At 38.9% G+C, this 8,975-nt stretch carries 4 protein-coding genes; all 4 read right to left on the reverse strand.

Annotated features, from left to right (window positions below):
- Nucleotides 1-184: 184 nt before the first annotated feature.
- The 4 genes from Q0162_RS06325 to Q0162_RS06340 all read right to left on the reverse strand — a co-directional run bounded on the left by Q0162_RS06325 (nt 185) and on the right by Q0162_RS06340 (nt 8,900).
- Nucleotides 185-1,882 carry a RagB/SusD family nutrient uptake outer membrane protein gene (locus tag Q0162_RS06325; RefSeq protein WP_297890504.1) on the reverse strand — a complete coding sequence of 566 codons (1,698 nt, stop codon included), beginning with the start codon at nt 1,880-1,882 and terminating at the stop codon, nt 185-187.
- 25 nt (nt 1,883-1,907) lie between these two features.
- Nucleotides 1,908-5,003, reverse strand: coding sequence for a TonB-dependent receptor (locus tag Q0162_RS06330; RefSeq protein WP_297890506.1), 3,096 nt, complete (start codon nt 5,001-5,003; stop codon nt 1,908-1,910).
- 552 nt (nt 5,004-5,555) lie between these two features.
- Entirely contained in the window at nt 5,556-7,985 is a 2,430-nt protein-coding gene (pheT, locus tag Q0162_RS06335) for a phenylalanine--tRNA ligase subunit beta (RefSeq protein ID WP_297890508.1), read from the reverse strand.
- A gap of 111 nt (nt 7,986-8,096) precedes the next feature.
- A complete protein-coding gene (locus tag Q0162_RS06340; protein WP_297890510.1) occupies nt 8,097-8,900 on the reverse strand; it encodes a tyrosine-type recombinase/integrase in 804 nt (267 codons plus the stop codon).
- Nucleotides 8,901-8,975: the final 75 nt, after the last annotated feature.

Below are 8,975 nucleotides of genomic sequence, written 5' to 3' on the forward strand. Positions count from 1 at the left end.
ACTATCCCTTTTTTGCAAATAAAAAATAACTTTTCTTACGTCGAACTCACGTTAACTATCAAACAAAAAAGCTATACTTCAAAGGTATAGCTTTTTTGTTTAAGCAATAGTCAAGTAGATCGCTAGCTTTGGTTTGCAATTCATACTCACCATTAATATCAGTCGAAGTAGCCTACTATGCCTTTTACCATCCTGGGTTTTGGGTGTATTTTACTAACTGAAGTTGGTCAGTAGGTAGCGGATATAGATATTGTTTATCATTCCAAACACGACCTGTTAGAGGGAGTGAAGGATACATTATCAAATAGTTATCGCTATCTACAGGTAGGTTAGCGACTCCCGAATTAGCAGGGTATAAAGCTTTTAAAGCAGCTGTAAGTTTCATCCCTCTGATAGTTTTAGGATTCTCTACCAATTTTCCTGCTTTCCAGCGTACTATATCATCAAAACGGAAACCTTCTCCTATTAATTCAATACGGCGTTCTCTGCGAATTTCGTATAGTAGAGGGGTTACTGTATAACCGTAGTTATCTGCATTAGCATCAGCAGCTACACTAATAGTTAGATGGGGCATTCCCACGCGATCTCTAAGTTTGTTGATGCTCATATCTAAATCGCCTTGAGTCAAAGTTCCTAATTCATATTTAGCTTCTGCGTAGTTTAGCAGTATCTCTGCATAGCGGAATATGAATAAATCCAAGTCACTTTGTTGAGCTATCCATTGTTCTGGATCGCTTGAGCGTCCTTTTATAAACCAATAACCAGAACTTGTTTGTCCACTACCTACGGCTGGAAGGGTTACTGTTTGTTGTTTGGTAGGGTCTGGGTTTTCTGTCCACACAAAGCCTGGGGTAGCTACTGTCTGTGCATAGCGAGGGTCGCGGTTAGCGGCTTCACCTGCAGGAGTGCTATCATCATAAGTAAATGAAGTACTGCTGATAGGTTTACCATCAGTAAATAGGTAGTTCTCCATAAAGTCTTTGCTACAACCTGTACTATTTTCACCCGCAGTACGAGTATAGCCATGGGTGCCTGTTCCTTGTATATAAGTGCGTGCCATTATAGCCTCACTATTGGTAGAAAGGTCTTTTTGTATAAACAAATTGCGGTAATCTTTAGTCGGATTTCCTGTGCTATACACTCTATATCTACCTGAGTTTATAATTGCTTGCGAAGCATCTGCTGCTGCTTGCAGCCAGCTAGTCTCATCGCCTAAGTTATGATATTTTCTAAAAGTACCTTCCCATAGTGCTATTCTCGATTTTAGAGCCAAAGCAGCGTCTTTATGTAGGCGTCCTGGTTCTGCTGATGCTTTTTCAGGCAAGTATTGTACTGCAAAGTTCAGGTCTTCTAATACTTTATCCATCACTTGTTTATGTGGTACTCTAGGACCATAGATAATAGGCGATGCATCGTTTACCTTAGTCAAAACCAAAGGCACATCACCAAAGGTCTTTACTTTATCCCAATAATATAATGCTCTGAAGAAACGCACTTCTGCTGCAAATAGTTCTTTGTGCAAACCTGTTGAGCGGCTGTAGTTATCTAAGAAAAAGTTACAGTTATAAATACCGTTCCAATCTCCTGTAGACCAACCTCCTCCTGAAGCAGGCACTGTATAGTTCCCTGCCAAAAAGGTATTCACATTTCGGGGCACCATATTGTCAGAGTCGCCATCGTTATAGATAAGAATTTGCACTGGCAAACTACCGTAAAAACGATTGGCAAAAATCTTCAAGTCATTATCTGTGTTGAAGTACCCCTTTTCGTTAAATGAATCAGGTGGATACTTATCCAAAAAATCGTCATTCTTGCAAGCGGTTTGGCTTAAACTCGCCAATAAAATACCCGCAAATACTATGTGTTTATATAGATTTTTCATTGTTTATATTTTTTATATTAAAGTACTAAAAACGTGCTTGTAAGCCTAACGTTACGATACGGTTGATAGGATAATCTTGCGATAACAACTCTGGATCGTATGATTTAAGTAGCTTAGTCCATTCGCAAAGGTTCTGACCTGTCACAAACAAACGCAAATTATTTATTCCTATACGGCCCATTACATCTTTCGGTAGTGTATAACCTATAGTCACTTGTTTAAGGCGTATATACGAAGCATCTTGCATATAGCGTGTTTGAGTATTCATATTACCTCCACCAAAACGCAAACGTGGGTAATAAGCATCCGTGTTATCAGGTGTCCAGTGGTCTAACTGATTAGTAGCTGGTACGTCCCATTCGTTAGTAAAGCCCCAGAAATAAGCTCCTCCTAATATCGCATCGCGTTTGCCTACTCCTTGGAAGAAGACTGTAAAATCAAGGTTTTTATACTCTCCTCCTAAATTCAAACCAAATGTATATCGTGCTTGTGAATTACCGATGATTTTTCTATCACCAGGGTTATCTAACGTATTATTACCCCAGTCAATTTTGTTGTTACCATCTAGGTCTTTATACTTCACATCTCCCGCTAACCATTTGTAGTTTCCTAATTTCGAATTGTCTACAGCAGCTGCTTCAGCGTCTGTTTGATACAAACCTTCTGTTTCATAACCCCAAATTTCTCCTATCTCTCTACCTACGTAGTAATGGCCCAAATCATTAGTAGGGTTAAGATCGTATTTGGTGATAAATGAACGGCTATCTGCTAAGTTAAAAGCTACGTTATATTTAAAGTCTTCTCCTATCTTGTCTTTCCAACCTAATACCAACTCAAAACCTTTAGTTTCTAGGTCAGCTGCGTTACGTTGAGGAGCTCCTGTACCCAATACCGCTGGTAGAGGTATACCACTTACTAACATTCCATTAGTATTACGTATATAGTAGTCAAATGACCCTGTAAGGCGGTTGTCAAAGAATCCGAAGTCTACCCCAAAGTTACGAGTCGCTACCTCTTCCCAAGTAAAGTTATTACTTACTAAGCCAGGAGCTGAAACGTATGGCAATTGCTGGGTGCCAAATATATAACCTGTTTTAGTACCATATCCCATTGTAGGTAGATAAGGGTAAAGTGCTGATACTTGTTGGTTAGGCAACTTACCATATGAAGCTCTTAGTTTCAAATCGCTTACAATGTTGTTGATAGGTTCAAAGAATTTCTCTTTTGAAATACGCCAACCCAAAGAAGCTGACGGACTAAATACATAACGGCTTTCACGGCTAAAACGTGATGAACCATCATATCTACCATTTACCTCTACCAAATATTTTTGATCGAATACATAGTTCAATCTGAAGAAAGAACCTATCAATGCCCAATCGCTTATACCACTACCTACTGATGGCTTATCATCGTTATTGAGTTTCAAAAACGGATAGTCTTGGTTTACTAAGTTTTTAGTCTGTACACTGAATGATTCATTGTGTTTTTCTTCTTGGTTGTACCCCACCATTGCCTTTAGATAGTGTTTTTCAGCAAAAGTATTTTCGTACTGAGCGTAAATATTGGCTGCTTGATACAAATCGTGACTATTGTTTTCTGAAACTCTCGAAGGGTTGTTATGAGGGTAGTAGCCTAAATCAGTGGCTTTTAGAGGATCGTAAATGCTTGTTCTGTCAGTAGGAGCTCCGTATTCTTTAAATTGTTTTACAAAGCTCTTACCGTTGTGGTGATACGGATTCCAAGTATAATCACCTACTATTTTCACGTGTTTAATAGGGGTAAGAGTAAAACCACTGGTTACCCAAATATCATCAGATTTATAAGTACTTCTACCTCCTGTTGCTATTACAGCAAAAGGGTTAGTAAAGTTTCCTTGTCCTGAGAAGTGACCATCAGGGTGATATACAGGCATCAAAGGTTTTACATCTGTTGCAAAACGCTCTGGTGAGAAACCTAATCCCACATCTGAAGGCTGATTGTTATCTTTATGATTGATTGAAGATTTTAAGTGAAGTGATAACCACTTAGTAATATCAGTATTTAAGCTAAGGGTTACGTTATAACGTTCAAATTTTTGTTTAGCAGCTTTGAATAGCCCTTCTTGGCTAAACATACCTACTGAAGCTAAGTAAGTAGTTTTTTCACTACCTCCTGAAAGAGATACGTTGTGCTGTGCTTGTGGAGCCCAACCTGGGAACATCTCTTTTACCCAATTGGTATTGCCTACATATCTATATTTTTTAGGGTCATTAGGGTCAGGATATACTGAATTAGCAGGAGTTGGATTATTCAAATAAGCTTCTGCTTTTTCTAGGTCTGTTTGAGTGAAGTTTTGAGACCCTGTTCTACCCCCTGATATTCTTCCTGTATTGTCAGCCTCCATATACATTTTTAGATAGTCTACAGAGTTTACTAAGTCTGGCAATCTAGTTGGTCGTGTGATAGAGTAGTCTGTAGAGATGTTTATCTGCATAGGAGTACTTTTTTTTCCTTTTTTAGTAGTGATAAGCACTACCCCAAAAGCAGCACGCCCTCCATAAATAGCAGCTGAGGCAGCATCTTTTAGTACTGTTACATTCTCTACATCATTAGGGTTAATTTGGTTAGGATCCATCTGTACCCCATCTACTAATACTAATGGTGATCCTCCATTAATAGAGGTAAACCCTCTAATATTGAAAGAAGAAGCTGCTCCTGGACGACCATTAGAGGTGCTGATATTCAAGTTTGGAATAACCCCTTGCAGTCCTTGCCCTATAGTAGTAAGTGGACGGCTTTCAAGCACTTTAGCATCTACAGTTGCTATAGCTCCTGTTAAGTTTTCCTTTTTCTGAGTTCCGTACCCTACTACCACTACTTCAGTAAGTTCTTGGGTACTTTCTTTTAGCATCACGCTAAGTGAGTAACTTTTACCTCCCCCTACAACTTTTTTAGTTTGGGTAGTATAGCCCATTGAGCTAAACTCTAGTACATCGCCAGCTTTCGCTTGCAATTCATACTTACCATCAATATCAGTTGAGGTACCTTGAGAGGTTCCTTTTACCACTACTGAAACCCCTGGCATTGGTAGTTTAGTTTCATCAGTAACTATTCCTTTTACTGATATAGTTTGCGCCATTAAAGTTGTTAAAAAACAACTTAACGCAAACATAACAAATGTTAAAAATTTTACTTTCATAAGCTTGGCTATTAAATGTAATTTACGGGGGTAAAAGTAGCATTATTTATTATAACTTCCAAATAATTAAAGAATTATTATTTATTTTTCTATATACTTTTTTAAAATAGATAAGATAATTATATGAATTACAACAAATAAGAAGAAAATAAAAGAAAGGTTAAAGATTTTTATTTTTAACCTTTTCAAAACAAAAAGAAAGGTAAGAAATGTAAAATTGTAGCACGAAAAAGACTTACTTAGATTAGCAATTACTCTTATTTTTGTAGGCTGAAAATGCGCGATCATCATTCAAAACAAAAGCTTTCAAATTATTTGAAGGAGCAAGGCGTATATTATTTGGTACAACACTCACAAAAAAGGTATTTTTCTATTATGGATTATATTGTCTACAAGAACCTAAGACTAGCTTAAGTTTATAAATTGTAACTATTCAAACAAAAAACCCCGTGTGGTACATATACCACACGGGGTTTTTGCATAGTTTTTCTTTTATCTAATAGCTGCGCCTAATTGCTTTTCAAAAGCGTCTTGTAGGCGTTGCATCGTTTTATCGATTTGTTTATCGGTAAGGGTTTTGTTGTCGTCTTGAAGGACGAAACTAAGGGCGTAACTTTTCTTGCCTTCGGGGAGCTTATCACCTTGATACACATCGAAGAGGTTTACGCGTTGCAAGAGGTCTTTTTCGGTAGCATAGGCTACTTTATATAGATCGGCGAAGGTAACTTTATCGTCGAGCAAGAGGGCTAAATCACGGCGTACTTCGGGATATTTAGGTATTTCTTTATAGACTACTTTATGCCCTTGTACTTGTGCTACAATCACTTCCCAATTCAAATCGGCGACGAGTACTTCTTGCTTGATTCCAAACTCTTTGAGCACTTTGGTTTTTACAACGCCTATAGTTCCTAAAAGGGTCTCCCCTATTTGCCAACGGAAACCTTCGCTGTACACCACTTCGCTATCTTCTAATGGCAAGGTAGCTATTCCCTTCAGTCCGAGACGCTCAAAAAGAGATTCTACTATCCCTTTAAGTTGGAAGAAAGAAACCTTTTGCGCTGGGCTTCCCCAGTGTTCGGGGTGGGTATTCCCTGTAAGATAAAGCACTAAATGCTTATTTTCACTATAATTACCATCGATATAGTGATAATTTTTGCCAAACTCAAACAATTTCAAATCGGAGCGTTTGCGGTTGTTGTTGTAGGCAATCACTTCTAAGCCTGAGAACACGAGATTTTTGCGCATATACCCTAAGTCGCTGCTGAGCGGATTGAGTAGTTTCACGGCTTGTTCAGGTTTCTCGGTATAAGTAGTGATTTCTTTTTCGGAAACGAGACTATTGGTCATAATTTCGAAAAATCCTTGAGCGACTAACTGCTCGGCTACTACATTCTGCATATTATGGTCGGCATACTTATCAGAATGCGACATTGTAGCGTTCACTTTTTCGGTGATAGCGATATTGTTGTAGCCATAGATGCGGAGAATTTCCTCAATTACATCGGCTTCACGTTGTACATCTACACGGTAAGAAGGGATTAGGAGTCCTAAACCGCGTTCGGTGAGCGAATTGACTTTGATATCGAGGGAATGAAGAATGGACTTAATGGTGTCGCGAGAGATTTTCTGACCGATGAGTTTATCGACATTCTCGAAAGCGAGGAACACCTGAAAATCTTCTTGTTTTTTAGGGTAGAAATCTATCACATCAGAAGAAATGACCCCTCCAGCGATATTTTCAATCAGTACTGCAGCGTACATCAGTGCGTACTTACAATCTTCGATGTTGATACCGCGTTCAAAACGATAAGAAGCATCGGAGTTGATAGCGTGACGTTTAGCAGTTTTGCGTACTGAAACGGGATCAAAATAAGCACTTTCTAAAAAGATGTTGCGAGTGAATGGCGTAACTCCAGAGTTATCTCCCCCTAATACCCCTGCTATACAGAGTGGTTTTTCGGCATCACAAATCATCAAATCTTCGGCGCTGAGAATATGTTCTACTCCGTCAAGGGTTTTAAATTTGGTACCCTCTTCGGCATTTTTCACTACTATTTTACGTCCGATGATATGGTCGGCATCGAAAGCGTGGAGAGGTTGCCCCATTCCGTGTAATACGTAATTGGTAGCATCGACTACGTTGTTTTTAGGGGTAATACCTATGGCTTTCAGTTTGTTTTGCAACCATATAGGCGATTCACCAACACGTACATTGCTGATGGTTACACCGGTGTAACGAGGCACGAGTTTTTTGTTCTGTACCTCTATATCAATTTTCACTGAGCGGTTATCGACGTGGAATTTGGTTACTGAAGGGGTAATAAGCTCTAAAGAGGTGCCTTTCTGTATCAATCCGGCACGCAAGTCGCGCGCTACACCATAGTGGCTCATTGCGTCGGCGCGGTTAGGGGTAAGACCGATTTCAAAAACCTCATCGGTTTCTACCTCAAACACTTTACTTGCGGGGGTTCCTACTTCATATTTATTATCAAGCACCATAATACCCTCATGACTTTCGCCTAATCCGAGTTCGTCTTCAGCGCAAATCATACCAAAGCTTTCTTCGCCGCGGATTTTTCCTTTTTTAATTTCAAAAGGCTTGTCGTCTTTGTCGTATAATACAGTGCCTATGGTTGCTACGAGTACTTTTTGCCCCTGAGCAACGTTAGGAGCGCCACAAACGATTTGCAAAGGAGCCTCACCGCCTACATCTACTTTGGTGATTTTGAGTTTATCGGCATTAGGATGCTTTTCGCACTCAAGCACGTGACCTACGACTACGCCTTTAAGAGCGCCTTTTACACTTTCGAAGTGTTCAATACCTTCTACTTCTAAACCTAAATCCGTAAGAATTACTGCTGTATCTTCAGCAGGCAAGTCTAACTTCAAATATTGTTTTAACCAGTTATAGGATATTTTCATTCAATGAATAATTGATAATTAACAATTAAAATATTTACAAGGGGCAAAGGTACAAATAATTTGGCAATTAGCAAATTTGTAAATTAGCAAATTTGCGCGATGGATATTTCACTACCAAGTAATAATCTTATCTACAATAGCCTGCTGTTCTGAAGCTGTTCGCCTTAGATAAATACGGGTAGTCTCAATACTTTCGTGCCCCATAAGGTCGGCAAGGAGAGAGATGTCGTTAAAAGCTTCCAAGAAGTTTTTAGCATATCTATGTCTGAATGAATGTGGGTAGACGACTTTAGGATTGAGACCATATCTTTCAGCAAAAAGTTTGAGTTTTTGTGCAATGCCACGTGTAGTGATACGTTCTCCCAAGCGGTTGAGAAATAGGTAGCCTGAAGTTTTTTGCTTTTTTGTAAGCCATTTTATAGTCTCCTCACGTAACTGAAGTGGGATGAATAGGCGGCGCACTTTGCCTCCTTTAGTGTATAGATCGAAATAGCCAATTTTTACGTGTTCTACTTTTATTTGGATAAGCTCGCTTACCCTTGCTCCTGTAGCTGCCAAAAAGCGCACTACAAAATACCACATTGGGTTCTCTTCTTTTCGGAGTTGTTCTTTTAAAAAGAGGTAATCTGCCTGACTGATCACGTTTTCCAAATAAGTGCGCTGTTGTACTTTTACCGATTTAAGTCGAAGTTTAGGCTTACCGATATGTTCCAAAAACTTATTCAGTGCCTGAATACGCAAGTTCACTGTTTTAGGTTTGAAGTGCTCTATCAGGTATGTTTTGTAGAGCAAAAGGTTTTTCTTACTGAGGGATTTGTACTTTCGGTAGAAATCGTTTACAGCATATAGATAGGCAGTGACGGTATTTTCTGCCATTTGGCTCTCTTTGAGAGCAGTTTCAAAGGTTGTAACCATATTGTTTGAATTTTATATTATAGTGGTTACAATATAAGAAAAACTTGTTATAGACGCTATTATAGGAAATCCACC

It is taken from the genome of uncultured Capnocytophaga sp. (genome assembly GCF_937936315.1).
Classification (GTDB): domain Bacteria; phylum Bacteroidota; class Bacteroidia; order Flavobacteriales; family Flavobacteriaceae; genus Capnocytophaga.